This window comes from Flavobacterium sp. KBS0721 (assembly GCF_002007065.3).
Classification (GTDB): domain Bacteria; phylum Bacteroidota; class Bacteroidia; order Flavobacteriales; family Flavobacteriaceae; genus Flavobacterium; species Flavobacterium piscis.
This window is the reverse complement of sequence record NZ_CP042170.1, coordinates 2,729,300-2,756,154: the sequence shown is the minus strand read 5'-3', so window position 1 is coordinate 2,756,154 and position 26,855 is coordinate 2,729,300. Positions and strand designations below refer to the sequence as shown.

The following is a 26,855-nucleotide window of genomic DNA, read 5'->3' as shown; positions in this document are numbered from 1 at the left end:
TTATTTTTGTGCAAAATTACAATCAAAACAATTCATAAGCAAACATTATGACATTAGAAACAAAAAAAAGTGTTTTTGTTGAATTAGGAAAATTTTTAAGTCAGTTTTCCGAAGAAGAAAATACACGAAATGAATCGGTTTTAGGTAATGACTTGTTTTTTGATGATTTTGTAAAACTGATCCTCTTATCACAATCTCATAACGGATGGTATACGCCTGAACAAGTATACTTTGCAATAAAATCATGGGCCGATGCGCTGACCGAAGAAAACATTACAAAATGGCTTTCTCAATACGCAACAGAATTTGCCCAGGACGACCAAACTGAAAAAAACGTAGCTTTAATTTTGGCTGGAAATATTCCGTTGGTAGGTTTTCACGATTTCCTGTCGGTTTTAGTTACCGGCAATAAAGCATTAATAAAAACCTCTTCAAACGATCAGCATTTACTGCCTTTTTTAGCCAAATATCTTGTTTTTGCTGATGAAAGCCTAAAAGATAAGATCACTTTCGTGGAAGGAAAACTGGAAAACTTTGATGCCGTCATCGCTACCGGAAGCAATAATACTGCAAGATATTTCGAATATTATTTTAAAGATAAACCTTCGATCATTCGAAAAAACAGAAATTCGGTTGCTGTTTTAAACGGAAATGAAACTAAAGAAGATTTAGAAAATTTAGGCGAGGATATTTTCAGGTATTTTGGTTTGGGATGCCGCAATGTTTCGAAACTTTTTGTACCAAAAAATTACTCGTTTGTTGCTTTTTTTGAAGCTATTTTTAAATATCAGGATGTTATTCATTACGAGAAATATGCTAATAATTATGATTATAACAAGGCCGTTTTCCTGATGAGTAATTTTAAATTACTGGACAATGGATTTTTGACTTTAAAGGAAGATCTTAGTTACGCCTCTCCTATTTCGAGTGTTTTTTATGAGTTTTATGAAAATATAGAGGAACTACAATCCCGTCTTGAAGCTGATGCTGAACAAATTCAGTGTATTGTTAGCAACGATTTAATCCAAAATAGTATTTCGTTTGGACAGACTCAAAATCCTCAATTGTGGGATTATGCAGATAACGTAGATACTATAACGTTTTTGTTAACAACAAAGTAAAAATATGTTTAATTATTTCGAATAATTTATCGCTTTTTCAGCTCCTATTGCCGAAATTTGCCTCTTTAAAATTTTCGACTTTTAACAACAACCATGAAAAAACACAACTACAGCGCAGGACCAAGTATTTTACCTCAAGAGGTTTTTGAAAAAGCATCAAAAGCTATATTAAATTTTAATGATTCAGGACTTTCTATTCTGGAAATTTCGCACCGAAGCAAAGATTTCGTTGCCGTTATGGATGAAGCTCGTTCCCTTGCTTTAGAGTTACTAGGACTTACAGGAAAAGGATATCAGGCACTATTTTTACAAGGTGGTGCAAGTACTGCATTCTTAATGGCTCCGTACAACCTGATGAAGGAAAACGGAAAAGCCGCTTATTTAGATTCGGGAACCTGGGCAACTGCTGCAATAAAAGAAGCAAAATATTTTGGAGAAACTATTGTTGTAGCTTCTTCGAAAGAACAAAATTATAACCATATTCCAAAAGGATACGAAATACCAAGTGATGCAGATTATTTTCACTGTACTAGTAACAATACTATTTTTGGAACTCAACTGAAAGAATTCCCTGCAACTAACATTCCTGTTGTTTGCGATATGAGTTCTGATATTTTTTCACGCAATTTAGATTTCTCTAAATTTGATTTAATCTACGCCGGAGCTCAAAAAAATATGGGCCCTGCAGGAACTACTTTAGTAGTTATTAAAGAAGAAATCCTGGAGAAAAACGGAAGAACTATTCCAAGTATGTTAGATTATGCTAAACATATCAAAGCAGAAAGTATGTACAATACTCCTCCTGTTTTTGCTGTTTATGTATCGTTACTAACTTTACAATGGATTAAAGAAAAAGGCGGAATTGCTGCTGTTGAGAAATTAAACGACGCAAAAGCTGATTTACTTTATACTGAAATCGACAGAAACCCATTATTTAAAGGTGCTGCAGCGGTTGAAGATCGTTCTAAAATGAATGTTACTTTCTTATTGAACAACGCTGATCACACAGCTGCATTTGATGCTTTATGGAAAGAAGCAGGAATTTCAGGATTGCCAGGTCACCGTTCTGTGGGTGGTTACAGAGCTTCTATTTACAACGCTATGCCTATCGAAAGTGTTCAGGTTTTAGTGGATGTAATGAAAGCTTTGGAGACTAAAGTTTAGTTTACGGTCTCAGTCACAGTTTTCAGCTGAATAAAATATCAAAAAAGAAAAAATCATAATAATTGGTTCTTCGGTTAAACAAATAAACGATTAACCAAATAAACAAAATACGCAAAATGAAAGTATTAGCGAATGATGGAATTTCTAAAAGTGGAATTCTTGCCTTAGAAAAAGGTGGATTTGAAGTTATAACTACAAAAGTAGCTCAGGAACAAGTAGCTAATTTTGTAAATGAAAATAATGTAGACGTAGTTTTAGTGCGTAGCGCAACTAAAGTTCGTAAAGATATTATCGATGCTTGCCCGGGTCTTAAAATTATTGGCCGTGGTGGTGTTGGTATGGACAACATTGATGTTGATTATGCTAAAAGCAAAGGAATTCATGTAATTAATACTCCGGCTTCATCATCAGAATCTGTTGCTGAATTGGTATTTGGACACTTGTTTTCTGGTGTTCGTTTCTTACATGATTCTAACAGAAACATGCCTCTTGAAGGGGATTCAAACTTTGATGGTTTGAAAAAAGCATACGCAAACGGAACTGAATTAAGAGGAAAAACTTTAGGTATTGTTGGTATTGGTCGTATCGGACAAGCTACTGCAAAAATGGCTCTTGGTTTGGGTATGAAAGTAATTGCTGCAGATAGTTTTATTCCGTCTGTAGATGTTAAGGTGGAGTTTTTTGATGGCCAGTCTATCACTACAACTATCGTTTCTCAATCATTAGAATCTTTGTTTAAAGAAGCTGATTTCATTACTTTGCACGTTCCGGCTCAGGATGGTTACATCATTGGAGAAAAAGAATTGGCAATCATGAAAGATGGTGTTGGAATCGTAAACTGTGCTCGTGGTGGTGTTATTGATGAAGTAGCTTTAGTAAAAGCTTTAGACTCAGGAAAAGTTGCTTTTGCAGGTTTAGACGTTTTTGAAAGCGAACCAAAACCGGAAATGGCAATCTTAATGCACACTAAAATCTCTTTGACTCCACACATTGGAGCTGCAACGGGCGAGGCACAAGACAGAATTGGTACAGAATTAGCTTCTCAAATTATTTCTTTGTTGAGCTAAATAAAAATAGATTAAATCAATTAAAGGGATTTGCTGCTTATGGTAGTAAATCCCTTTCCTTTTTTCTAATTTTAGCACTTAATTAAACTGTAATATGAAAACGGACAAAAAAAATACTGTACGTAACTGGATCTTTCGTTTGATGATACTTGCAGTTATAATTGCTTTATTTTGCACTAATATATTTGGAAATATATGTATGCTTATTATTGAAAAAGAATATTTTATTCCGACGCAATCTTCAATTTTTACTTTTAATGAAACTGTACATAATGAGGGCTCAAGCGATGTATGGAGATATGGACAAGATGGCAATAACTATTATTATAACTTAAGTACATTTGATAATGATGTACTGTTTTTTTCTAAAAAGAACATTGATAATTGTCCCGGATTTAATCCTGAAAATATCAGCACCTGGTGCAATGTGAAAATTCCAGAAAAAGACTCTAAATAAACATACAACTCTACATATCAACAATTTAAATTCCGTAATAAATTTACTGAGACAGAATGGACTGAAAAACAAAATCATAATTTGTTAATACGGCAAATTGTTAAGCAATTAAAAAATAGATTAACTTTAAAGGTTTTTATGCTATTTTTTAAAGTAAATATCTTTCTTTTTTATTGAGTTTTAAGTATAATCTAAATCTAATATTATGTTTGAACAATTAACACAATTAGTACAACAATACAGTGGTACTTCGGTTGTAAACAATGCCGCTGTACCAAACGAACAAAATGAAGCTGTAATAAATGAAACCAGTAATTCGATATTTACAGGATTGCAAAAAATTGCTTCAGAGGGTGGCGGTGAACAACTTGCCAGTTTGTTTAACGGAAATTCTTCTATAGACAGGTCGAACCCTGTTGTGCAGCAAATAACGCAGCAATTATCAGGAAGTTTGGGTGAAAAATTTGGATTAAGCAGTGAAACTTCTTCAGGTGTAGCTGCAGGAATGATTCCGCAAATATTAAGTTCGTTGATCAATAAAGCAAAAGATCCTAATGACAGTAGTTTTCAGATTTCTGATATCATTAGTTCTCTTACGGGAAATAGCAGTCAAGCTTCCGGCATCATGGAAACAATTAATAAGTACGGAATGCAATTTGGTTTAGACCAAAACAATGACGGAAAAGTGGATGTTACCGATGTTCTTGTGGTGACAAAAAGCAAAGGCGGAATAGCTGGTTTTATTGGAAAATTGTTTGGAAGTAAATAATAAGGTTCTGAGATAGTGAGGCTCTAAGGTTCTGAGATGCTCAGATTCTTAGCGCTAAACTTGAGATATATTTTAAAGCTGTTTATTCTAAATAAACAGCTTTTTTTTGTAAAACTAAAAATGGCAAAGGTTTTGATAATCTAACTTTTAAAGCAACTTAAAGCTGCAGTCGCAAATACAAAGTGCTGTTAAATAGCAAAATAGTTGACTGCTTTATTTGTAAATTTAAGTTCGAAATATGACAGTTATGAAAAATTATATTTACACCATCATCCTTTTATGTACTATAGTAGCATGCTCTACTGCTTCAAAAAGTAGTGTTGCGTCTAATGCCTCTGTTCACCCGCCAAAAGTTGCGGTAAACGATACAGTCAGAATTGCCAATGACTCATTAGAATATGAAGTTATTATTATCGATAATGGCTTTAGCACCTGGCTGGCTGCAACAGCACTTCCGCGCAATTATTATTCTTTGTCTTATCTTGAAAACAAGAACAATTTGTACGTAACAGAATGGAATAATCGTGTTTTGCAGCCGCAAAGATATAGTCCTAACTTATACGAAATGTCGATCGATTATCGCCCAAGTATTCATTACGGATATGAAGTAAATTATTTAATTTATAATTATATGATTTATTTTCAAAATACATACAAACAAAAGCTTTCAGGGTATGTTCCTGTAAGATAATGTTCTTATATTTGTAATTATTGCAAATAAAAATGAACAGATTAAAGAAACGTTGGGGTATTACCTCAAATCTACAAGCCATAATTATATTGATTGTTTTTGCCATCACGGGATCGGCATCTGCCTATTTGTCTAAACCTTTTTGCGCATTCTTAGGCATCACCAAAGAAGATTTTGGCGGATGGTTTACTTTGATCCGTTTACTGATTATTTTTCCTATTTATCAGGTTTTACTCGTTGCGATTGGAACTATTTTTGGGCAATTCCGTTTCTTTTGGAATTTCGAAAAGAAAATGCTTAAAAACATGGGCTTAGGATTTTTATTTAAAGATTAAGCATCTCTTCTTTGAAAATAATACGTATAAATCCACGTAAGTGTAAATGATGGAATTATATCTGTAAAAGGTAATGCTTCTTCTATAAATGTCAAAACACTCGCTACACGCCCCACTCTGCCTTTATACATTCTGGTCATAATAAATGCGGCGACCGGCGCCCAAATGACATCTGAGAATTCTCCAATCAACGGAATTGTAAAGGATATCATTCCAACACCGTCCAAAAGCAAACCCAAAAGGAGTTTTCTGGTTCTGTCGTCTTCGTTTATTGTTTTTACTTCCTGCATTTTCATTTCATTTAGATATTAATCGAATTTATAAAGAATTGATGCAACTTAACTTATTGATTAGTTGAATATTATTTCTTAATTCCCATCTAATCAATTTCCCTGCCATTTATTAAACTAGCCTGATTGTCCACTGATTAGGCGGATTAAACTGATCACCACAGATGAAAATACTACAGTTATAAGCTTTAACTTATTACCAAAAAATGTAAAGGATTAAGAGTTTTCTATAAAGAAATCCGCGATATCCGTTTAACCTGCCTAATCCGTGGGCAATAATCATAATCTAAAAATAACCATACTTTTTATTTCTTCTTAAATTTCTGTTAGCTGACATTTTTATATCGGCAGAATCTTTGTTTCTTTGTAAAAACAGTTTCAAAATGATTCACGCAAAAAATATACATAAGTTCTACGATAAATTAGAGGTTTTAAAGGGAGTCGACCTTCATATCAAAAAAGGAGAAATTGTTTCTATAGTGGGTGCATCAGGTGCTGGAAAAACCACTCTTTTGCAAATTTTGGGAACACTGGATCATCCTGAAAGAAACGCCGAATCCTCTCTGACTATCAACGGAGAAAATGTATTGAAATTGCAGGATGTAGAAACTGACAATACAAAACAAGAAAAAATCTTTAAATGGGTTTCGTGGATAGGCGGCATCTATACTTTATGTTTACTTGCTTTTTTAGTATTCTTTAAGCTTACCATATTTGACGATGTCTTTAGATACATCACGATTGCAGCCTTATTACTGCCTCTTTTAGCATTAGCAATTTATATGAATCGTTATTTTAAAAAGAAGAGCAAACAAGACAAGATATTATCTAATTTCAGAAATCTAAATCTTGGTTTTATTTTTCAATTTCATCAGCTTTTACCTGAATTTACCGCTCTGGAGAACGTTTGTATTCCTGCATTCATGGCCAACAGACCAAAAGCCGAAACCGAAAAAGAAGCTAAAAGAATTTTAGAATATCTGGGATTATCACACAGAATACATCATAAACCAAACGAACTTTCGGGCGGAGAACAGCAACGAGTTGCCGTAGCACGAGCCTTAATCAACAAACCTGATGTTATTTTTGCCGATGAACCTTCTGGAAATCTGGACACTCATTCTGCCGAAAACCTGCATCAGTTATTCTTCCAGCTTCGTGACGAATTTGGGCAAACGTTTGTTATTGTAACGCATAACGAAGAATTGGCCAATATGGCCGATAGAAAATTGGTAATGTCTGACGGGCAAATTATCTACTAACTATGATTTTAATTGTAATAAGTTGGATTTATATACTTTTTACCACAATAAATTTAGGGTTTGTCACTGATAAAATAATTAAAATAAAAAACCAAAATTTTGTCATAACATCAATTCTGGGTTTATTTTCGGTTACTTTAGTAGCCAGTGTCTGGGCGATTTTTTACAGAATAAATATTGAATTTCATGTTTTTTTACTCTTATTAAACATCTTTATCTTTTTACAATTTAAAGATAAAATAATAGCAATTTATAAACTGATATTATCCGAATTTAAGGAATTTTCAAAAATTTTAAAAGTTGTTTTTGTTATAACCGCTTTATTAATAATTGCGCAATGCTCTTCAATTCCTTTTATTATAGACAACGAATCGTACTACATTCAAACTATAAAATGGATTAATGAATACGGTTTTGTAAAAGGGCTTGCTAATTTACACTTATTTTTAGGGCAAACTAGCGGCTGGCACGTTACGCAAAGTGTTTTTAATTTTTCTTTCATTTACAAAAATTTTAATGACCTAAGCGGTTACTCTCTCTTTCTGGGAACTTTTTTTTCAATTCAAAAATTAAATGAATTTTATACCACCAATAATAAAATCTATCTTGTTACAGGGCTGTTTCCGCTATTCAACATTTTTCTGTTTCAATTTATAAGTGCCCCTTCTCCTGATATTCCGGTTTATGTTTTTTCGATTATACTCTTCTTCTACTTTCTAGAAAATTTTAAAAAACTGACGCCAGAAGTATTTTATCTAATTGTAATTTTAGTTCTTTTTTTGATTTACATCAAAAATACAATGCTAACTTTTGCAATAATTCCAATTATATTATTGGCTTTACATTTTAAACTGATTTCAAAAAAATTATTAAAACCTATATTGCTGACAATTTTAGTTATCTCACTCTTTATCATCAAAAACATGATTATTTGTGGATCTCCCATTTTTCCATCTAAAAGTTTTACTAATTTATCGACAGTTTATGCAATTCCAGATACTATCGAAAGTTTCTATTATGACTCCATTAAGCATTTTGGCTACTCTGTTACTGCTCAGCAATATGATTCAATGTCACCTTTTAATTTGTTTCTAAAGTGGCTGACACTTCCAAAACTTCATGGTTTATTCAATTTGTTGAGTATTTTTCTGGTCATTTTTGTTCCATTTTTTATCTATAAATTTCAAAATAGAAAAAGTCTCTGGACACTTTATATCGTGATGGTCTTACAATTAATTTTGCTTTTTATAACATCACCGCAATATCGGTTTTTCATGAATTTTATAATATTCTTTTCTCTTTTTTGTTTCTCTTGTTTAATTCAGAATAAGAAAACAATTAATTCAATATTGACCCTATCGCTAATTCCAGTATTTATTATATTATTTTTTCCTTTAAGTTTTAATAGTTTTTCTAATAATCCTTTGATGCGAAAATCTAGTAATTTCTCCATTAAAAATATTGTGTTACCGTATAAAAACACAAAAAACAATACTGATTTTATTATGGTAAAACTTGGAAATCTTAACTACAACTCACCCGTAAACAACGATTTCTTTTGGGGAAATGGAGATGGTGATTTACCTTGCGTGAATAAAGATCAAATTGAATATTTCAAAAAATATTTCAATACAATTCCGCAAATGCGGACAAATAACTTAAAAGACGGATTTTACGCCAAAAAAGTTTCAGAAAATGAATAAATTAGAACTCAAAGAATTTCTCGACGAAAAAGTCATTCAATATAACAATCAGGATTTTATTGATAGCGATCCTGTACAAATTCCGCATTTATTCTCTCAAAAAGAAGATATTGAAATTGCCGGTTTCCTGAGCGCCACAATTGCCTGGGGAAATCGTAAAATGATTATCAAAAATTCGCATCAAATGATGGATTTAATGGGCAATACACCTTATGATTTTGTCATGTCACATTCTGATGACGATTTAGTTCGCCTCGAAAATTTCGTTCACCGCACTTTCAACGGAAAAGATTTTGGCGGTTTCATAAAGGGATTACAGCACATTTACAACAATCATGGCGGATTAGAAGCTGTTTTTGCTAAACATCAGGAAAAAGAGAGTCTGCAAAAAAGCATTCACGAATTCAAAAAAATATTCTTCGAAATCGATCATTTGCCGCGAACCCAAAAACACATTTCAGATCCTCTGAATAATTCGGCAGCAAAAAGAATCAACATGTATTTACGCTGGATGGTTCGTCAGGACACAAAAGGAGTTGATTTAGGTATCTGGAAAAGCATTTCGCCCGCTTTGTTATCCTGTCCGCTTGATGTTCATTCGGGAAATGTTGCCCGAAAATTAGGAATCCTTATCCGAAAACAAAATGACGGGAAAGCATTAACAGAATTGGATCTTAAACTTAGAAAAATGGATGCTCAGGATCCTGTAAAATATGATTTTGCCCTTTTTGGATTAGGCGTTTTTGAAGGGTTTTAATTTTCACAATAATCATATAATTTACTATTGCTACACTAGACAAAATTCAAAATTATTTCAATATACGCTTACATTAAATTTCAAAAAATATACCGAACACAAAACAAGGTTGAAAATACAATTTTAACCTTGTTTCTTTGAAAATTTCCCAATTCTCTGTACCCCAACGTACTCACCTATTCATTAGCTTTATTGCGTTTTTTTTCGTAATATTACATGTTAAGCTATGTTATATGGAGCACTTTATTGGTTATATAAAACATTACGCCATTCCATTATTTGTAATTATAAGCCTGTCTTTAGCGATTATTTTAGTACTAAAAAGAATTCATTATCAATACACGCTACCGTACAGACACCTTATCATACGCAAATCTGAAATTTTCCTCACAGAGATTACCTTATCAAAACCTGATAAAAATACTTTAAAATATAAAATAGCAAAGTTCAAATCAGAAATTCCGATACATAAAACCTGGTGTAAAAATATGCTCATAGAGGATATGATCCGGATGAAAAGCAACTTAAAAGGTAAAACGGCAAAAAACATTCTTCTTATTTATAAACAGTTGGATCTCAATCATTATTCGGCAAGTTTAATTCGCGATTTCAGAAAATACAAAAAACGCGAAGGAATTTATCATTTTCAGGCATTAAAATACAAACCCGGGATCTCGCTCCTAAAAAAATATTTGTTTCATCCGGATAAAATCATTCGGTCAAACGCTAATATTGCATATTTGGCATTATCTAAAGGGGATTGGCAGGCTGTAAATAAACTGCCTATTCAAGTTTCGATTATAACAACCATAAAAGTAATGGATGTTTTACATTCAGAAAAAATACCAATTCCGCCCAACATAGATCTTTGGATACAATCTGAAAATCCAACGATTCTAAAATTGGCTGTTATGACAATGGTTTTTTATAACTACCGAAACAAATCGGCAGAAATAATCAGTCTCTTACATCACGAAGACAAGGACTTACGTATAGATGTTATTATTGCCATTCGCGATCTTTATCTTTTTGAAGCCGAAGACGAATTACTCCTTTTATTTGAAACCGAAACGCTGGAAATTCAACTTGAAATTCTTGAGGCGCTATCAGCAATAGGTTCAGAAAAAACGATCGACTATTTAAACATTCAAATAAAAAAAGAAGAAATAAAAGACCTCAAATTACAAATGGTTTGCTGTTTGAATACTATAGATCCTTCGGGACTTAATGTATTAGGAACACAAGATTCAGATACCCAAAAAATGATCAATCACATCAGAAAAAGACAGTTATGATTCATGATTTTCTATCACATCTTATTCGTGGTTATGATATTTTTATAGCCTGGTTTTCTGTTGGATATATTTTATTCTACATATTCCTTTCTATATTATCGTATTGGGCCATTATAAAACATTTAAAATACCAAAAATATCTTGAAGAAGAAGTTTTGCTTCGCTCCAATCATATTTTAGGCGTTTCGATTGTTGCTCCGGCTTTTAACGAAGGTGTAAATATTGTGTACAATGTAAAGTCTTTGCTTTCATTAACATATCCTAAATATGAGATCATTATTGTAAATGACGGAAGTACAGATGACACGCTTGAAAAACTTATAAGCGAATTTGATTTGGTCAAAATTGATTTCTATTATCAGGAAAAAATTGTCACACAACCTGTTCGAGGGCACTATAAATCGACAAATCCCGTTTATTCAAAATTGCTTATTGTTGATAAAGTAAACGGCAAAAGCAAGGCAGATGCCTCAAATGCAGGAATAAACTCTTCGCAATATCCGCTGTTTTTATGTACAGATGTAGATTGTATTCTAAAAAGAGATACCATTTTGAAACTCGCAAAGCCTTTTATGGAAAATGAAACACGCGTCATTGCCTGTGGTGCCGGAATCAGGATTTCGAATTCGTGTGAGATCAAAGAAGGTTTTTTGTTTAAAGTGCATTATCCTAAAGAATGGTATCCGCGTTTTCAGGAATTAGAATATGTGCGTTCGTTTTTGTTTGGCCGAATGGCCTGGAGTCAAATCAACGGTTTGCTTTTGGTTTCCGGCGGACTCGGAATGTTTGATAAAGATATCGTAATAAAAGCTGGCGGATATTGGCATCAATCACTGGGCGAAGATATGGAACTGGTTACCCGAATGAGAAAACATATGCATGAAACTAAAGAGCCTTTTTTGATAAAATATATCCCGGAATCGCTTTGCTGGACCGAAGTTCCAGGCACAAGAGAAGTGTTTTTAAGACAACGCATTCGCTGGGCACGAGGATTAGTACAAACACTATATTTGCATCGGGATATGTTTTTAAATCCAAAATACGGCCGCACAGCATTTTTAGTCTTACCCTACTTTTTTAGTTTTGAATTTCTAGTTCCTATTATCGAGTTTATAGGCATCATAACTTTGATTTCAAGCTTTGTGTTTGGTATTATAAATTTTCAGTATTTACTAATTATAAGCCTGTTGGTGTATTTATTTTACCTCTCGATAACGATCATTTCTATTTTAATTGATGAAATTTTATATAAGAGTTATGCTAATTACAAAGAATTATTAGTCCTTATTGGTATGGCGGCGATAGAACCTTTTGTATATCACCCCATTACGGTGTATGCAGCATTAAAAGGATATTGGCTTTTCTTTAGAAAAAAAGAACAAAACTGGGGCGTTATGGTTCGAAAGGGATACGCAACCCCAACTAAAAAATAATTGATAATGAAAAACCTTAAAACGTTACAACAAATTGTACTGATTTTTTGCGTGTTTTTATTTTCTAACCAAAATAGTCACGCGCAAAAAATTGACACTGATAGTCTTTTGACTGTGATAATTAAAGACATGAAAAGTACGCGTCCTAATTACAAACTCAATATTGAGAGAGGATTATTAGGTAAAAAATTAGCGCCTGCTTATATCGATTTTTATTTGGCCTTGGGCAGAAATTATGATTTAATAAAAGTAAATGACAGCGCCCGATTTTATTATAATTACGTCATTGATAAAAACTCCAGATATGAAGATGCTTTTCTTTACCTTATCAATTTAGATTTAGAAGATCAGAATTATGATGATGCACTGGATTTAACCCATAAAGCTATTGAATTATATCCAGACAACAGAAACTTCAGACTTAAGCGAATTGCAATTTATTCATTACAAAATGACACTCAAAATGAAGCCAAATATCTTAAATCTATACGCGCAAAATTTCCTAATGACGCTGATATAGAGCAACGCCTTTATGCTTTATATTCTAAAACCAATATAGATCGTATTGGAGCCTATTACAACATCACCACAATCGATCGTGAAGGAGTTGGTCCGTGGCATTTGGCCAGCGCTGATTATATGCGGCAACGCACCTGGGGAAGTGTAATTGGGAGGGTGAGTTACGCCAAAAGACTTTCATCTCATTTGGTTCAGGCCAGCGGGCTTCAGTTTGAAGTTGAATCGTATTTGTATGCCCGAAAAAATAATTATTCTTATCTTGATGTCGCCTATAGCAAAGACAGTGCTTTTCCGCAATGGCGATTAGGATACTCTTATTTTCATAATTTTAAAAAAGGCTGGGAAGCTGATTTGGGTGTTCGTTATATTGCCATGCAGGACAACAGTAATTTAAAAACAATTAATGTGGGACTTGGAAAATACTTTGGTTCTTATTGGGTTAATTTAAGATCTTATATTCAAAAAGACAATCCGTCATTTATAGTAACATCTCGTTATTATTATAAAACAAAATTTGATTACGTTACGCTGATAGCGGGTTACGGAACTTCGCCTGATGACCGCACACGAGCGGCAGAATACAATACCAGAATATCTTTACTATCGTACAGACTTAGTGCAGGTTACTTTAGATTAATAAACAATCATTATGTTGTTGGTTTTCTGATTACGGATAATGAACAGGAATACACAAAAAATAAATTTCAGGCTGAACTGGATTTTGCTTTTTTAATGCAATACAAATTTTAAATCTCATGAGAAAAAAGCAATATAGATGTTTTCAACTTTTATTTTTTTCCATTTTTAGTTTTAATATGATGGCACAATCTGAAATTATAATTACTGATAAAAACAAAATTATTACTGCTTCTGAAAACGCTCAGCAAGCGGCAAAAATTTTAAAAATATATTTGGATAAATCTTTCGCAAAACCTTTTGAAATTGCAGCCGATAGCAAGAAAGAAACTAATGCCTCAGAAATAATCCTATCGATATCAGAAAATGAAAAACTCAAACCGAATGAATTTATCATCAAAAGCGATTCAAAATCAATCTATTTGATCGCTTCAAACCAAAAATACCTGCGTTATGCCGTTTATACTTTATTAGAAATATGGGAGTTTAGAAAATTTACCTCCACAGAAAACTATATTCCAAAAGTAACACAACTTACTTTTGTCAAGAATATTCAAAAAGTACATCAGCCTTCATTTGATTATCGCGCGCTTTTATATCCCGATTGTTATGATGAAGATTTTAGAGACTGGCATAAACTCGATTGGCAGGTTGATGATTTTGGCATTTGGGGACATTCTTTTAGTGTTTTGGTTCCTGCGAAAGAGTTCTTTAAAACCAATCCCAAACTTTTTGCTTTATACGAAGGCAAACGAAATACTGAATCATTATGTATGAGCAATGATACAGTTGTAGATTTGGTACAGAAAAAAATGACCAGGATTATTGAAGAAAAACCAAATGCTCAATTTTATTCGGTGAGTCAAAATGATGATGTTGTGTATTGTGAATGTGCAGAATGTAAAGCGTTGAACAAAAAATATGGCGGACCTCAGGGTTCTTTTTATTATTTCCTAAATAAAATCGCAGCTCATTTTCCTAAAACAAAAATTACAACCCTTGCCTATCTTCATACTTTCAAACCTCCTGTAAATTTAAAAATAGAACCTAACATTCACACCATTTTTTGTCCGATTGAATTGAATCGCGCAAAACCAATTACTGCAGAAAACGCTGCTTCGTTTGTAAAAATATTAGAAAACTGGAGTACTACTTCTCCTCATTTATTTTTATGGGATTATACGGTTCAATTTTCGAATTACATGTCTCCTTTTCCTAATTTCGAATCTTTTCAGGGTAATTATAAACTCTTTAAAAAGAATAAAGTAAAAGGAATATTCGCTCAGGGTTACTCTGATATTCCTGGAGATTTCTCAGAATTACGACAATACCTTCTGGCTAAATTAATGTGGAATACTGATATTGATCTCGAAGCGACAACTGCTGATTTTTTAAGAGGCTTTTATGGAAAAGCTGCACCTTTTGTCAGCAAATATTTGAATCTTCTGGAAACGAATCAAAAGAAAAGTAATGCTTATCTCGATATTTATTCCAGTCCTGTAGAAGCCCGAAATACTTTTCTGACACCTCAAACAATAGATCAGTACGATCAATTATTAGAGCAAGCTTCTGCAGCTGTCGAAAATGATTCGGTTTTACATTCACGTATTCAAAAACTACGTCTGGCTTTAGAATATGTTTATTTTGAACAGGCAAAATTTTACGGAAAAAACCAGCACGGAATGTTTATCGTAAATTCTAAAGGAGAAAAAGAGGTAAAAGAAGGTTTAACAGAAAGAGTACTTAAATTTGCCAGGGCCTGCAATCAGTTTGGTATTTACGAACTCAGCGAAGGCGGACTTTCTCCTGATAATTATTATAAGGAATGGCTGGAAATTTGCAAAAATACTACCACACACTTAGGAGAAGATTTAAAAGTAAATTTTATAACGCAACCTTCAAATGAATTTAAAGGCAAAGGAAGTTATGGTTTAGTTGATGGAAACAGAGGTTATAGAGATTTTAACATTAACTGGATGGGCTGGTACGAAAATAATCCTGAAATTGAAATCGAAACAAAAAAGCTCAATTTCAATATGTTAAAACTCAATTTCCTGAACGATCAGCGACATTGGATTTTTATGCCAAAAAAAATAAAGGTTTATGGTTTCAAAGACCAAAAATGGAATCTTCTGCAAGAAAAAATTTGTGACAATTTAACAGAAGACTTTGAAATTACAACAAAATCATGGGAAATTACAGATCAAAGCTTTAGTAGTTTTGCCAGGATTAAAGTCATTGTAGAAAACCAATCAGAAATACCGTTATGGAGAAAACGCAAAAACAAAAAACCAATGGTAATGCTGGACGAAATAGAATTGTATAAAAAATGAAAATCTAAATATGAACACGAGTGACAAAAAAATTATGATCATAGATCATGATGAAATGACAATCGAAATTCTGAAATTTATTCTAAAAAGAGAAGGTTATAAAATAAGTATTGCCAAAGACGGTATCAATGCGCTGGAACGAATTTCTACCATTATGCCTGATTTAGTGATTACTAACATTATTGTGCCCTTAAAATCCGGTCTGGAAATCATTAGTCATATCAAACAAAATTTTAAAACCATTCGCGTGGTGGCACTTTCGGCACTTGGCGAAGAAGAAAATACTGTCGAAGAAGCTTTTGAATTGGGAGTAGATGATTTTATTGCTAAACCCTTTAATCCAAACGAACTTTTATTGCGAATAAAACGATTTTTATAGCAATTTAAACTCTATTTTTAAGAAATACGAATACCCCAAACTATCGTAATTTCTAAGAAGTACCAATTTTCAGCTATTTATAGCTATATTTGCACAAAATTTAATGCAAATGAGCACTTTCGAAAAATTCAATCTTCCAAAATCAGTACAAAAAGCAATCGACGAATTAGGCTTTGTTACGCCTACTCCTATTCAGGAAAAATCCTTTGCCGTGATTATGTCTGGCCGAGATATGATGGGAATTGCACAAACCGGTACCGGTAAAACATTTGCTTATTTATTGCCTCTTTTAAAACTATACAAATTTACCCCAACCAATACGCCGAAAATTGTAATTCTGGTTCCGACACGTGAACTAGTAGTTCAGGTTGTAGATGAAATCGAGAAACTAACCAAATACATGTCGGTAAGTACACTTGGTATTTTTGGTGGTGTAAATATCAATACACAAAAAAAAGCGGTTTACGAAGGTGTAGATATTTTAGTTGGAACGCCAGGTAGAATGATGGATTTAGCTTTGGATGCTGTTGTGCGTTTTGATGAAACTCAAAAATTAGTTATTGACGAGTTTGATGAAATGCTGAATCTTGGTTTCCGTACGCAATTGACAGCGCTTTTGGCAATGATGAAAACCAAACGTCAAAACATTCTTTTCTCAGCTACCATGACCGATGAAGTAGATGCTGTTTTGAATGACTTTTTTGATTTTCCGGAAGAAGTTACACTGGCTGCTTCAGGAACTCCGCTTGAAAACATTACTCAGGTTACGTATAATGTACCTAACTTTAATACAAAAGTAAATCTGTTAAAACATTTATTAGAAACAAACGAAAGCATGGAACGTGTTTTGGTTTTTGTGAATAATAAAAAGATTTCGGATATGCTGCATACCAGAATCGAAGAAGATTTTGAAGGTCAGTTTGGTGTAATTCACTCGAATAAATCTCAGAATTACCGTTTGAGTACTATGGCCGAATTCCAGGAAGGAAATCTTCGTGGACTGATCACTACAGATATTATGGCGAGAGGTTTAGATATTTCGAATATCTCTCACGTTATTAACTTCGAACTTCCTGAATTTCCTGAATTGTACATGCACAGAATTGGTCGTACAGGTCGTGCAGATGCAACGGGAACTGCGATTAGTTTTATAACTCCCCGCGAAGAAGAATTTAAAGTTGAGGTTGAAGTATTGATGAATCAGGAATTGGCAATCGCTGATTTTCCTGAAGAAGTGGAAGTTTCATCAAAACTAATCGAACCTGAAAAAGACAAACAGCCTATTAAGTTTTTAATGAAAAAACAAACCCTAAAAGGGGACGGTGCTTTTCATGAAAAAGATAAAAAGAATAAAAAAGTAAATCTTGGAGGACCTTCTAAAACCAAAAAGAAAACGCACGGATCTGTGAACAGAAACATGTTGAAAACAAGAGACAAGAAAAGAAAAGATAAGAACAAATAGTTTTTTTAGGTTATAAGGTTCTTAGTGACTAAGATACTAAGTGGAAAAATATAAAAAATGGCTTAAAGATTAAAACAATCTTTAAGCCATTTTTTTATTGCAGGATCTGGCAAAAAACTCAGAACCTTAGCAACTTAGAATCTTAGAACCTTTCAATTAAATTTTAGTAAAAACCAATCCCACCGGCGAACACAATTCTATTTTTTTTCCGGTATTGCTAAGTTTTCCTGTGATTTTATCTCTTTTAAAAATAATGATATCATTTGTGTATTGATGACCAACTAAAAGGTAGTTTCCGGTTGGGTCGATAGCAAAATCCCTTGGGCCTTTTCCTAAAGTGCTTTCCTGCTCTACAAATTTAATATTCCCGTCTTTTTGAATTTGATAAACCGAAATTGAGTTCGCATCAACACGATCTGTTACATAAAGAAATTTTCCGTCAGGTGAAATTTTAATCGCTGCGGCACCAGTTCCTCCGGTAAATCCTTTTGGCAATATACTGGTTTCGGCAATTCGTTTCAAACTTCCCGATTTATCATAACTAAAAGTAGTAAGAGTTGCATCTAATTCCTGAACTAAATATACAAATTTACCGTCTTTACTAAACGTCAAATGCCTTGGGCCACTTCCTTTTTTTACATCTACAGATCCTTTTAAAGTTAGTACTTCATGGCTCGCACCCGGATTGTATTTATAAATAAAAACTTTATCCTGACCAAGGTCATTCGATAGAACAAACTTTTTATCCGGAGAAAAAACAACCTGATGCACATGTGCCTTTTCCTGACGTGCAACATTTGGTCCTTTTCCTTCATGCTGAATCAATTGCTGACCTTCTGTTATACTTCCGTCAGCATTCTTTTTAAAAACAGCAATGCTTCCACCAGAGTAATTAGCAACGATTACATTTTTTTCATCATTAATTAAATGGCAAGGATCTGCACCCAATGAAGAATTTGTATTCAATACTTTAAGTTTACCCGTTGGAGCATCATAAGTTAAGGCAGTTACTGCACTTTGATTTCCGTTTTCGTTTACTGCATAAACAAATTTATTATTTGCAGCAACAGATAAATAACTCGGACTCACTACTTTTTCTGTAGAATTCTTTAATTTAAATTCTCCTGAAACGCTATTAAATTCGTAAACGTAAATTCCTTTACTGTCACAAGTATTGGTATAAGTTCCTACCAATAAATTGAATTTATTCTGAGCTTGTGAAGTTGTGAATGCTAAAGCCGAAAAAAGAAACATATATAATCTTTTCATAGTTTTTATTTGTTTTTTTAATAGGCTAAAATACTCAATAATATCGTTCGCAAAGTCATTTTTTGTTACAAAAGAAATTACAAAAGTTACATTATTCAAACTCGCTGTTAACTTTTTTAAAGCATATAAGTAATATAGGAGATTATAAGTTCATTTAATTTTTCTGTAATTACAGTTTGCTTATAATCTCCTATATTACTTATATGCTTTAAATACTATTACCTATATGTTTTGATGAAAAATTTGTATTTTTGACCAGTATCTACAAAATGTAGTGAAATAAATCTAAGCCAGAATGCATTTTAAACATCCCGAAATTCTATACTTTCTGTTTTTATTGATTGTGCCAATTTTGGTTCATTTATTTCAATTGCGACGTTTTAAAATCTCTTATTTTACTAATGTACGTTTCTTAAAAGAGCTTTCGATTCAAACCCGAAAAAGTTCTAAAATCAAGAAAAGACTGTTATTAGCGACTCGTTTATTATTGCTTACGTGCATTATTTTAGCTTTTGCCCAACCTTTTTTTGAAGCACAAGACAGTAAAAATGCAACTAACGAAATGTATATTATTCTGGACAATTCGTTTAGTATGCAAGCCAAAGGCAAAAAAGGCGAATTATTAAAACGTGCTGTTCAGGAATTATTAGAAAACACGCCCGAAGCGACTCAGTTTTCGTTATTAACTAATACCGAAAATTATTGGAACACTGATATTAAATCATCCAAAAGTAGTTTACAGAACTTAAAATACAGCGCCACTCCTTTTGAACTTCCGTCGATTATGGCGAAGATAAAAGCACATAAATCGGCTTATAAAAAAGACATTGTTATTATTACAGATGCTGTTGGTTTAGCTGAAAAAGATGTGAAAAACATTGATACCGAAGAGAAACCGTATTTTATAATTCCAACGGCAGAACAAAAAAACAACATCGCTATTGACAGTGTTTACATCAACCAGACTTTAGAAAATTTCTATGAAATCAGCGTAAATCTATCGGCTTACGGAGAAGATTTCAAACCTGTTTCTATGGCATTGTACAATCAAAATAAACTCATTGCGAAAACAATTATCAAGTTTGATGCGAAGAAAAAGAAAGTCAATTTCACAATTCCAAAAGAAGCCTTTCACGGATACGTAACTATTGAAGATAATGGTCTTACTTATGACAACAAGCTTTATTTTAGCATTTCGAAAAATAAAAAGACAAATGTTATAAGTATCGGCGAGCCCGAAAAAAGCAATTTCTTATCGAGAATCTATACTTCTTCAGAATTCAATTATAACAATTATTCGATTAGCAATTTAGATTATAATAGTTTAGACAAACAGAATACGATAATTCTAAATGAGCTAGTTGAAGTTCCTCAGGCTTTACAAACTACTTTAAAAGCATTTGTATCTAAAGGCGGAAACTTAGTTGTCATTCCTTCTGAAAAATCATCAATTTCTAATCTTAATTCATTTATTGGTAATTTCGGAAAAATCCAGTTCAATACTCTGGAAAACAAAACTAAGTTAATTACCAAAATCAATTTTGATCATCCTTTATTCTCCGGGGTTTTCGAGAATAAAATCACCAATTTTCAATATCCAAAAACAAATAGTTCATTTGCTGTTTCGAGTTCTTATCCGTCCGTTTTATCGTATGAAGATCAAAGTGTATTTGTAACCGCAATTCAGAATCCGGTTTCGGGAATCACTGTTTTTTCTGGACCAATAAACGCAGCAAATTCAAACTTTCAGCAATCACCATTAATTGTTCCGTTGTTTTATAAAATGGGGCAAAACAATCAGAAAACCGGAGTTAATGCCTTGACAATTGGTAATAATCAGCCTTATTTTGTAGATGTATTACTAACCAAAGATGCTATTCTGGAAGTAAAAGGAACAGAAGATTCCTTTATTCCGATTCAGCAGATATTAAATAATAAGGTAAAACTAACCTTTAACGATTTCCCGGAAACAGCCGGAAATTATAGTGTTTTTGATAAAAAAGAATGGATAGAAAACCTGAGTTTTAATTACAAAAGAACCGAAAGCGATTTGAGTCAGGTGAACACCAACGTGGTTTCTGATTTTAAAACTGCCGATACAATTTCGACCATATTTAATACATTACAAACTGAGCGAACTGACAGCCAAATTTGGAAATGGTTTGTTATCTTTGCACTGTTATTTTTAGCATTAGAAATGGCCATTATCAAATTCGTAAAGTAAAACTTAAAGTTTTACTTTTTTTTGAACCATTAAGAGATTAAGAAGAATAAGCTTCGTCTTAAATTTTAAATGGTAATAGAGACTTAAGTACTATTTCTGTTCATTAAGAATATTGAGTTTTTCCTTTATTAACTTAATTCCTTAATGGTTCAGAAAAATTAAGCATTCATGTTTCAAAATAATTTAATTGTTTCAGTACAAAATAAATATCTACATATGAAAATAATCATCAGAAGCGCCAAAATTATCGATTCAAAAAGTCCGTTTCATAACCAGACCGTTGATCTTTTAATTGCAGATGGTTTAATAGAAAAAATAGGAACTTCAATTCTGGATATCGAGGATACCACCGAAGTTAAATTTGATAATTTACATCTTTCTCAAGGTTGGTTTGATAGCAGCGTTTCTTTTGGAGAACCAGGTTATGAAGACAGAGAAACTATTGCAAACGGATTGAATGTTGCTGCAAAAAGTGGTTTTACCGGCATTGCTCTTCAACCAAACTCCTTCCCTGTTATCGACAATCAATCACAGGTGAATTTTGTAAAAAACAAAGCAAATGGTTTTGCTACTGCACTTTTCCCTATTGGGGCTTTAACAAAAGCGAGCGAAGGAAAAGATATGGCAGAATTGTTTGATATGAAAAAATCCGGAGCTGTTGCTTTTGGAGATTACAATAAAAGTATCGACAACGCCAACTTGCTCAAAATTGCTTTACAATACGTACAGGATTTCGACGGATTGGTTATTACCTATTCGCAAGACCCTAATATTAAAGGAAATGGAGTTGCAAATGAAGGAATTGTTTCGACCAAATTAGGGTTGAAAGGAATTCCAAATTTAGCAGAAGAACTTCAAATATCAAGAAACTTATTTCTACTAGAATATACGGGAGGGAAACTTCATATTCCAACAATTTCTACTGCAAAATCGGTGGAATTAATTAGAGAAGCTAAAGCAAAAGGGTTACAGGTTACTGCGAGTGTTGCTGTACATCATTTGGTTTTAACCGATGAAAAATTAGAAGGTTTTGATACCCGTTTTAAAGTTACACCGCCGTTAAGAACCGAAACCGACAGACAAGCTTTACTAAACGGAGTTAAAGATGGAACAATAGATATCATTACTTCAGACCATAACCCAATTGATATCGAATTTAAAAAAATGGAATTTGATACCGCTAAAAACGGAACAATTGGTCTTGAAAGTGCGTTTGGCGCTTTGTTAACTGTTTTACCACTTGAAACGGTAATTGAAAAATTAACTTCGGGAAAAGCTGTTTTTGGAATTGAAAGTGATTCAATTGCTGAAGGTTCTAAAGCTAACTTTACTTTTTTTACTCCGGAAGGAACAGCAACTTTTACGAAAGCCAGTATTCTTTCAAAATCTAAAAATTCTGCTTTTTTAGGAACAGAAATCAAAGGTGCTGTTTATGGAATTTTGAATCAAAATCAACTTGTTATATCTCAATAATTACAATGAATAATTCAATCGAAGAGGGAAAATCAATCGCTATTACCAGTTATATTTTAATTATTGGTGTTTTGATCGCGATGTCTATGAACTCTGAAAATAAAAATAGTTTTGCCTCTTTTCATATCCGTCAGGCTTTAGGATTATCACTTGCTTTTATTTCCTTCGGAGCCATTATCAGCAATTTCGACAGCTTTATGATTACTTTTCCCATGTGGATTTGTATTTCGATATTATGGACATATGGCATTTTTAGCGCTATACAAGGGCAAACAAGATCAATTCCGTTGGTTGGAAATTTGTTTCAAAAATGGTTTAAATCTATTGGATAAAAAATTCCAATTTTTGAAATTCCAAATTCCAAACTTAAAAGCTTTCTGAAAGTTCGAAACTTTGACAAAGATCAACTTCGAAAGAAACTCATAACTCAAAACTTATAACTCATAACTTTCCAAAAGAAATGAATCTATCTTTAGAATATAAAATACAAGAACCAAAAGTTATCTTAGATAAAAATCCTGTTTTACTTTTATTACACGGATACGGCAGCAACGAAGCTGATTTATTCTCGTTTGCTACTGAACTTCCTGAAAATTATTACATTATTTCTGCCCGCGCGCCCTATGATTTACAATACGGTGCATATGCATGGTATGCTATTAATTTTGATGCTGACCAGAATAAGTTTTCAGATAATGAGCAAGCGAAAACTTCACGCGATTTGATCGCTAAGTTTGTTGATGAATTGGTTGCCAATTATCCTATTGATGCCAATAATATTACTTTGGTTGGTTTTAGCCAGGGTTCTATTTTAAGTTATGCTGTTGCACTTTCGTATCCTGAAAAAATTCAGAGAGTTGTTGCCATGAGTGGTTATTTCAACGAAGAAATCATCAAAGAAGGTTACGAAAAAAATGACTTTAAAAACTTAAAAATATTCGCCTCTCACGGAACTGTAGATCAGGTAATCCCTATTGATTGGGCGAGAAAAACTCCTGCTATTTTAGAAAAACTGCATATCCCGATTACTTATAAGGAATATCCTGTTGGTCACGGAGTTGCTCCACAAAATTTCTTTGATTTTAAGAATTGGCTGTCGGAGTAGTTTTCTAGTCTCAGTTTTTAGTTATTTTAAATCCTTATAATGAGTAATTTCCCAATTATATTAACTGACGAAAAAATTGACAGCAATAAAGACTTTAGAAGTGCGCTGTTTTCTTTAGATCAAAATAGTATCAATAAAGATAATTTTACTCACTTAACCAGGATTTATTCTACTACAAAACAATTGGATATTAGAAATAAAGCCTTAAGATTATTATACGATTTTGATTTTCCTGAATTAAAGGATTTCTTTGATAATGCCTATAAAAAAGAGCGTTATCTTGACATGAAAATCTATGCGCTTCGCGGACTTTCGCATTTTATTAGCGAAAAGGAAATAGAAAAATTACTGCTAAAATTTAATTTAACATTGCTTAAAAGACAGGAAACTACTCCTTATAATTATCAGGAATACGAACTTTTAAGAGGACAAAATTCTTTACCATATTTAGCTGAAAAATACAGTTACAATTGTTTTAGAGAAACACTAAATCAGGTAAACGAGCAATATAACGCAATGCCTGAAGCTTTTAAAGGGCATTTTACAATAGATAAAAATGGTGAGTTTGTATCTTTAAGAAATCCCGATGAAAGTTCGCAAATGATTAAAGATTTTTTTAATGGTAAAAAAGAACAATAAGAATCGTAAATTAAAATCGACAAGCAACTATAAAATTCTGAATTCCAAGAATATATTTATAATTACACTCATTGTTATCCCTTTAACTATTATAAGTGTTTGGCTTTTTGGACTAGGAAATCATAGTTCCTTTTTTGAAAATTCGCTATTATCAACAACCATTTTATCTATAGCTTTCTTCCTATTTATAACTATTGGATTATTCAAAGGAATTAAAATAAAAGATAATCTGGGGGAAATAACAGATCGTTTTGATCCATCAAAAATTGATTTTATAAAGGAAGCCGTTACAGACCGAAGTATTGAAGACGCACCGGATGTTGGTGAAGGATTTTTTGGAATTATAATAAGCCTAATTTTATGGTTTGTTATGGCCGTTATAATTAGCTATTTATGTTGGGCATTTGGCGCAATAGTATGGTTTTCTATTTTAACTTTTATCGCAATGCTTTATTGGATATTCTTCAGGGCAATACGACTTGTTTTTAAAAAATCATCTAAATGCAGAGGTAATTATTCAAATAGTATTTTATATGGATTCAGTTTTACAATCCTTTATAACTTTTGGATTTATGCAATTATTTTAATGACACTGCATTTTTCTTAAAATAAAAAAGTCGCAGCTTCAAACTGAAAACTGCGACTTTAAACTTTTACTGTCCTGTATAAATAATTTTACCATTCTTTTTCAAAACATAACCTTTCCAGGGAATCAATTGATAATCGTCTTTAGTCCAGGAATCACCTTCGGATTTTCTTTCTAAAAGGATTGGTTCTTTTTGAGTATCCAGAAAAAGTTCGGCTTGGTTTCCTTCAAAAATAACATAGGAAACTGTTGAATATGTTTTTCCGTCTTCGGCATGAGCTAATTTTGTTCCCACCTCAAAAAGACGCACGCATTCTTTTTTAAGTGATGACCAAGTATAACCTGCAGAAGGTTTACATCCGTGAGTATCGACATCTCCGCCAACTACTTTTTTTGTTTCTTCTTTTGGTGTATTATTTTCCTGTGCAACTTTTTTAGCACAAGAAAATGAAAGACCAATAATAACCGAAAATAAAAATATCTTTTTCATATGTCCTATAATTTAGATTGCAAAAAACAGGATTGCTAATGACTATTTTTGATACAACCAGGTTTGATTAACCTCAAAAGTAATCTTATCATCGTTATCAACAAAATATTTTAACAAGACTTCTCCCCATAATTCACCATTACTATAATCAGCAATAATCCATCTGTGGTTTAGAATTTTTATTTTATTGATGATAAACTTGTTTGGACCAATTTTATCCTGACCTGTGTAAGGATTTCCGTTTGGGTTTGCATTTAGGTCTAACAGCTTCTCTGTTACAACCGGAATTAGTTTTTCGTATAAAATTACTTTTCCTCCAGAAGCACTATTGTCAAAATAGTTTTGTGCATTTTCGTTATGTTCCAGAGAGAAATAATCTGCATCAGCTAATTTTGTTGTTACCAAATTAATACTGTCTCTTAATTTCTTAGTTGTTTTATCATATCTTTCCTCACCAAATTTTACTTCTCTACTGTAAAACATATAGGTAAAAACATTCATTAATATCGCAAGGATAAAAAGATAAAGCATTAAGGATTTTTTCATTGTTGTGGTATAATTAAATTGTAATTTCTAAGTTGTCGTAAGCCAGGAAAACGTTTTCAGGTAGTTGCTTTTGCACTTCTTCATGAAAGCCTAAAACGTGGCTAATGTGTGTTAAATAAGCTTTTTCAGGTTTAACCAAATTGATAAAATCGAGTGCTTCCTGCAGATTAAAGTGTGTGTCGTGCGGTTCTACGCGTAAAGCATTTACCACTAAAACTTTAAGATTTTTTAGTTTTCCAACTTCACTTTCGTGAATGGTTTTAACATCGGTTAAATAAGCAAAGTCATCTATTCGATATCCAAAAACCTGCAAATCGCCGTGCATCACATTGACCGGAATGGCCGTTTTGTCACCAATAGCAAAAGGTTCGTTATTAATAACTTCAATAGTCTTAACGCTTGGAGCGCCAGGATATTTGTTCACAGTTTCAAAAACATAATCGAAACGGCGTTTAAGATTGTCAATAACACGCTGGTGTGCATAAACGGGAATTTCACCCTGTCTGAAATTAAAAGGGCGAATATCATCTAAACCGGCAGTATGATCTGCATGTTCGTGTGTAAACAAAATGGCATCGAGATGTCTGCAGCCGCAAGAAAGCATTTGCTGCCTGAAATCAGGACCGCAATCGATAACGTAAGAATGTTCGTTCCATCTGATCCAAATGGATACGCGGAGCCTTTTGTCCTTAGCATCAGTGCTTTTACAAACGGGATGATCGACTCCGATTATCGGAATGCCTTGCGAAGTACCAGTACCTAAAAAATATACCTTCAATTGAACTTAATTTTTTTACAAAAATAGGATTAATTCTCTTTCATTAGAAGCCTAATTTGCTAACTTTGTAAC

Annotated in this window: 26 protein-coding genes and 2 pseudogenes; 23 read left to right on the top strand and 5 right to left on the bottom strand. The window is 32.8% G+C overall.

What is annotated here, in order from left to right; translation table 11 throughout:
* Positions 1-47 precede the first annotated feature (47 nt).
* The 7 genes from B0M43_RS12095 (at position 48) to B0M43_RS12065 (ending at position 5,604) form a co-directional block, all read left to right on the top strand.
* Positions 48-1,121: an acyl-CoA reductase gene (locus B0M43_RS12095; protein ID WP_078008163.1), complete on the top strand. Its 1,074-nt coding sequence runs from the start codon at positions 48-50 to the stop codon at positions 1,119-1,121.
* A gap of 93 nt (positions 1,122-1,214) precedes the next feature.
* Positions 1,215-2,285 carry a 3-phosphoserine/phosphohydroxythreonine transaminase gene (gene serC / locus B0M43_RS12090; RefSeq protein ID WP_078008164.1) on the top strand — a complete coding sequence of 357 codons (1,071 nt, stop codon included), beginning with the start codon at positions 1,215-1,217 and terminating at the stop codon, positions 2,283-2,285.
* Between the two features lie 116 nt (positions 2,286-2,401).
* Positions 2,402-3,352: a D-2-hydroxyacid dehydrogenase gene (locus tag B0M43_RS12085; RefSeq protein WP_065447845.1), complete on the top strand. Its 951-nt coding sequence runs from the start codon at positions 2,402-2,404 to the stop codon at positions 3,350-3,352.
* Between the two features lie 94 nt (positions 3,353-3,446).
* A complete protein-coding gene (locus tag B0M43_RS12080) occupies positions 3,447-3,809 on the top strand; it encodes a hypothetical protein (protein ID WP_078008165.1) in 363 nt (120 codons plus the stop codon).
* 205 nt (positions 3,810-4,014) lie between these two features.
* Positions 4,015-4,578, top strand: coding sequence for a hypothetical protein (locus tag B0M43_RS12075; protein ID WP_078008166.1), 564 nt, complete (start codon positions 4,015-4,017; stop codon positions 4,576-4,578).
* 247 nt (positions 4,579-4,825) lie between these two features.
* Positions 4,826-5,269, top strand: a complete 444-nt coding sequence (locus tag B0M43_RS12070; protein ID WP_065447976.1) for a DUF6146 family protein — start codon at positions 4,826-4,828, stop codon at positions 5,267-5,269.
* A 32-nt stretch (positions 5,270-5,301) separates the two neighbouring features.
* A complete protein-coding gene (locus B0M43_RS12065) occupies positions 5,302-5,604 on the top strand; it encodes a DUF6787 family protein (RefSeq protein ID WP_065447843.1) in 303 nt (100 codons plus the stop codon).
* Here B0M43_RS12065 and B0M43_RS12060 read toward each other — a convergent pair.
* Entirely contained in the window at positions 5,601-5,900 is a 300-nt protein-coding gene (locus tag B0M43_RS12060) for a hypothetical protein (RefSeq protein WP_210418051.1), read from the bottom strand. The two genes, B0M43_RS12065 and B0M43_RS12060, sit on opposite strands and share 4 nt — an antisense overlap.
* A gap of 377 nt (positions 5,901-6,277) precedes the next feature.
* Between B0M43_RS12060 and B0M43_RS24830 the strand changes: the two are divergent.
* The 10 genes and pseudogenes from B0M43_RS24830 to B0M43_RS12015 form a co-directional block, all read left to right on the top strand.
* Positions 6,278-6,499 (top strand): annotated as a pseudogene (locus B0M43_RS24830) (ATP-binding cassette domain-containing protein); the annotation flags it as partial.
* A 216-nt stretch (positions 6,500-6,715) separates the two neighbouring features.
* Positions 6,716-7,156, top strand: a pseudogene (locus tag B0M43_RS24825) (ABC transporter ATP-binding protein); the annotation flags it as partial.
* A 2-nt stretch (positions 7,157-7,158) separates the two neighbouring features.
* Positions 7,159-8,859: a hypothetical protein gene (locus B0M43_RS12050; protein ID WP_078008168.1), complete on the top strand. Its 1,701-nt coding sequence runs from the start codon at positions 7,159-7,161 to the stop codon at positions 8,857-8,859.
* The gene (locus B0M43_RS12045) at positions 8,852-9,616 is read left to right on the top strand and encodes a TIGR02757 family protein (RefSeq protein ID WP_078008169.1); all 765 of its coding nucleotides are present in this window, start codon (positions 8,852-8,854) and stop codon (positions 9,614-9,616) included. Before B0M43_RS12050 ends, B0M43_RS12045 begins: the two co-directional genes overlap by 8 nt.
* Before the next feature lie 233 nt (positions 9,617-9,849).
* The gene (locus B0M43_RS12040; RefSeq protein ID WP_078008170.1) at positions 9,850-10,911 is read left to right on the top strand and encodes a hypothetical protein; all 1,062 of its coding nucleotides are present in this window, start codon (positions 9,850-9,852) and stop codon (positions 10,909-10,911) included.
* Positions 10,908-12,344 carry a glycosyltransferase gene (locus B0M43_RS12035; protein ID WP_078008171.1) on the top strand — a complete coding sequence of 479 codons (1,437 nt, stop codon included), beginning with the start codon at positions 10,908-10,910 and terminating at the stop codon, positions 12,342-12,344. The genes B0M43_RS12040 and B0M43_RS12035 overlap by 4 nt, the downstream gene beginning before the upstream one ends.
* Before the next feature lie 6 nt (positions 12,345-12,350).
* A complete protein-coding gene (locus B0M43_RS12030) occupies positions 12,351-13,613 on the top strand; it encodes a YaiO family outer membrane beta-barrel protein (protein ID WP_078008172.1) in 1,263 nt (420 codons plus the stop codon).
* Positions 13,614-13,678: 65 nt separating this feature from the next.
* Positions 13,679-15,832 (top strand): DUF4838 domain-containing protein, encoded by a 2,154-nt coding sequence (locus B0M43_RS12025; protein WP_078008173.1) that lies wholly within the window; start codon positions 13,679-13,681, stop codon positions 15,830-15,832.
* A gap of 34 nt (positions 15,833-15,866) precedes the next feature.
* On the top strand, positions 15,867-16,211 hold the full coding sequence (locus B0M43_RS12020) for a response regulator transcription factor (protein WP_244894294.1): 345 nt from the start codon (positions 15,867-15,869) through the stop codon (positions 16,209-16,211).
* A 109-nt stretch (positions 16,212-16,320) separates the two neighbouring features.
* A complete protein-coding gene (locus B0M43_RS12015; protein ID WP_065447835.1) occupies positions 16,321-17,673 on the top strand; it encodes a DEAD/DEAH box helicase in 1,353 nt (450 codons plus the stop codon).
* Between the two features lie 156 nt (positions 17,674-17,829).
* Here B0M43_RS12015 and B0M43_RS12010 read toward each other — a convergent pair whose 3' ends face one another.
* A complete protein-coding gene (locus tag B0M43_RS12010) occupies positions 17,830-18,942 on the bottom strand; it encodes a lactonase family protein (RefSeq protein ID WP_078008448.1) in 1,113 nt (370 codons plus the stop codon).
* Between the two features lie 295 nt (positions 18,943-19,237).
* On the opposite strand from B0M43_RS12010, the gene B0M43_RS12005 reads away from it, so the two are divergent.
* From B0M43_RS12005 to B0M43_RS11980, 6 genes are all read left to right on the top strand, one after another.
* Positions 19,238-21,166, top strand: coding sequence for a BatA domain-containing protein (locus B0M43_RS12005; protein WP_078008174.1), 1,929 nt, complete (start codon positions 19,238-19,240; stop codon positions 21,164-21,166).
* Between the two features lie 216 nt (positions 21,167-21,382).
* Positions 21,383-22,639, top strand: a complete 1,257-nt coding sequence (locus B0M43_RS12000; RefSeq protein WP_078008449.1) for a dihydroorotase family protein — start codon at positions 21,383-21,385, stop codon at positions 22,637-22,639.
* A 5-nt stretch (positions 22,640-22,644) separates the two neighbouring features.
* Positions 22,645-22,971, top strand: a complete 327-nt coding sequence (locus tag B0M43_RS11995; protein ID WP_078008175.1) for a hypothetical protein — start codon at positions 22,645-22,647, stop codon at positions 22,969-22,971.
* A 128-nt stretch (positions 22,972-23,099) separates the two neighbouring features.
* Positions 23,100-23,744 carry an alpha/beta hydrolase gene (locus tag B0M43_RS11990; RefSeq protein ID WP_078008176.1) on the top strand — a complete coding sequence of 215 codons (645 nt, stop codon included), beginning with the start codon at positions 23,100-23,102 and terminating at the stop codon, positions 23,742-23,744.
* Between the two features lie 39 nt (positions 23,745-23,783).
* Positions 23,784-24,383: a hypothetical protein gene (locus tag B0M43_RS24630; RefSeq protein WP_210418050.1), complete on the top strand. Its 600-nt coding sequence runs from the start codon at positions 23,784-23,786 to the stop codon at positions 24,381-24,383.
* Entirely contained in the window at positions 24,364-24,990 is a 627-nt protein-coding gene (locus B0M43_RS11980; protein ID WP_065447831.1) for a hypothetical protein, read from the top strand. Before B0M43_RS24630 ends, B0M43_RS11980 begins: the two co-directional genes overlap by 20 nt.
* Positions 24,991-25,036: 46 nt before the next feature.
* Here the strand turns inward: B0M43_RS11980 and B0M43_RS11975 are convergent, their stop codons facing one another.
* The 3 genes from B0M43_RS11975 to B0M43_RS11965 are packed head-to-tail and all read right to left on the bottom strand — an operon-like array spanning position 25,037 to position 26,783.
* A complete protein-coding gene (locus B0M43_RS11975) occupies positions 25,037-25,459 on the bottom strand; it encodes a hypothetical protein (protein ID WP_078008177.1) in 423 nt (140 codons plus the stop codon).
* Between the two features lie 42 nt (positions 25,460-25,501).
* Positions 25,502-26,005 (bottom strand): hypothetical protein, encoded by a 504-nt coding sequence (locus B0M43_RS11970; RefSeq protein WP_065447830.1) that lies wholly within the window; start codon positions 26,003-26,005, stop codon positions 25,502-25,504.
* A gap of 13 nt (positions 26,006-26,018) precedes the next feature.
* Positions 26,019-26,783 carry an MBL fold metallo-hydrolase gene (locus B0M43_RS11965; RefSeq protein WP_078008178.1) on the bottom strand — a complete coding sequence of 255 codons (765 nt, stop codon included), beginning with the start codon at positions 26,781-26,783 and terminating at the stop codon, positions 26,019-26,021.
* Positions 26,784-26,855 lie beyond the last annotated feature (72 nt).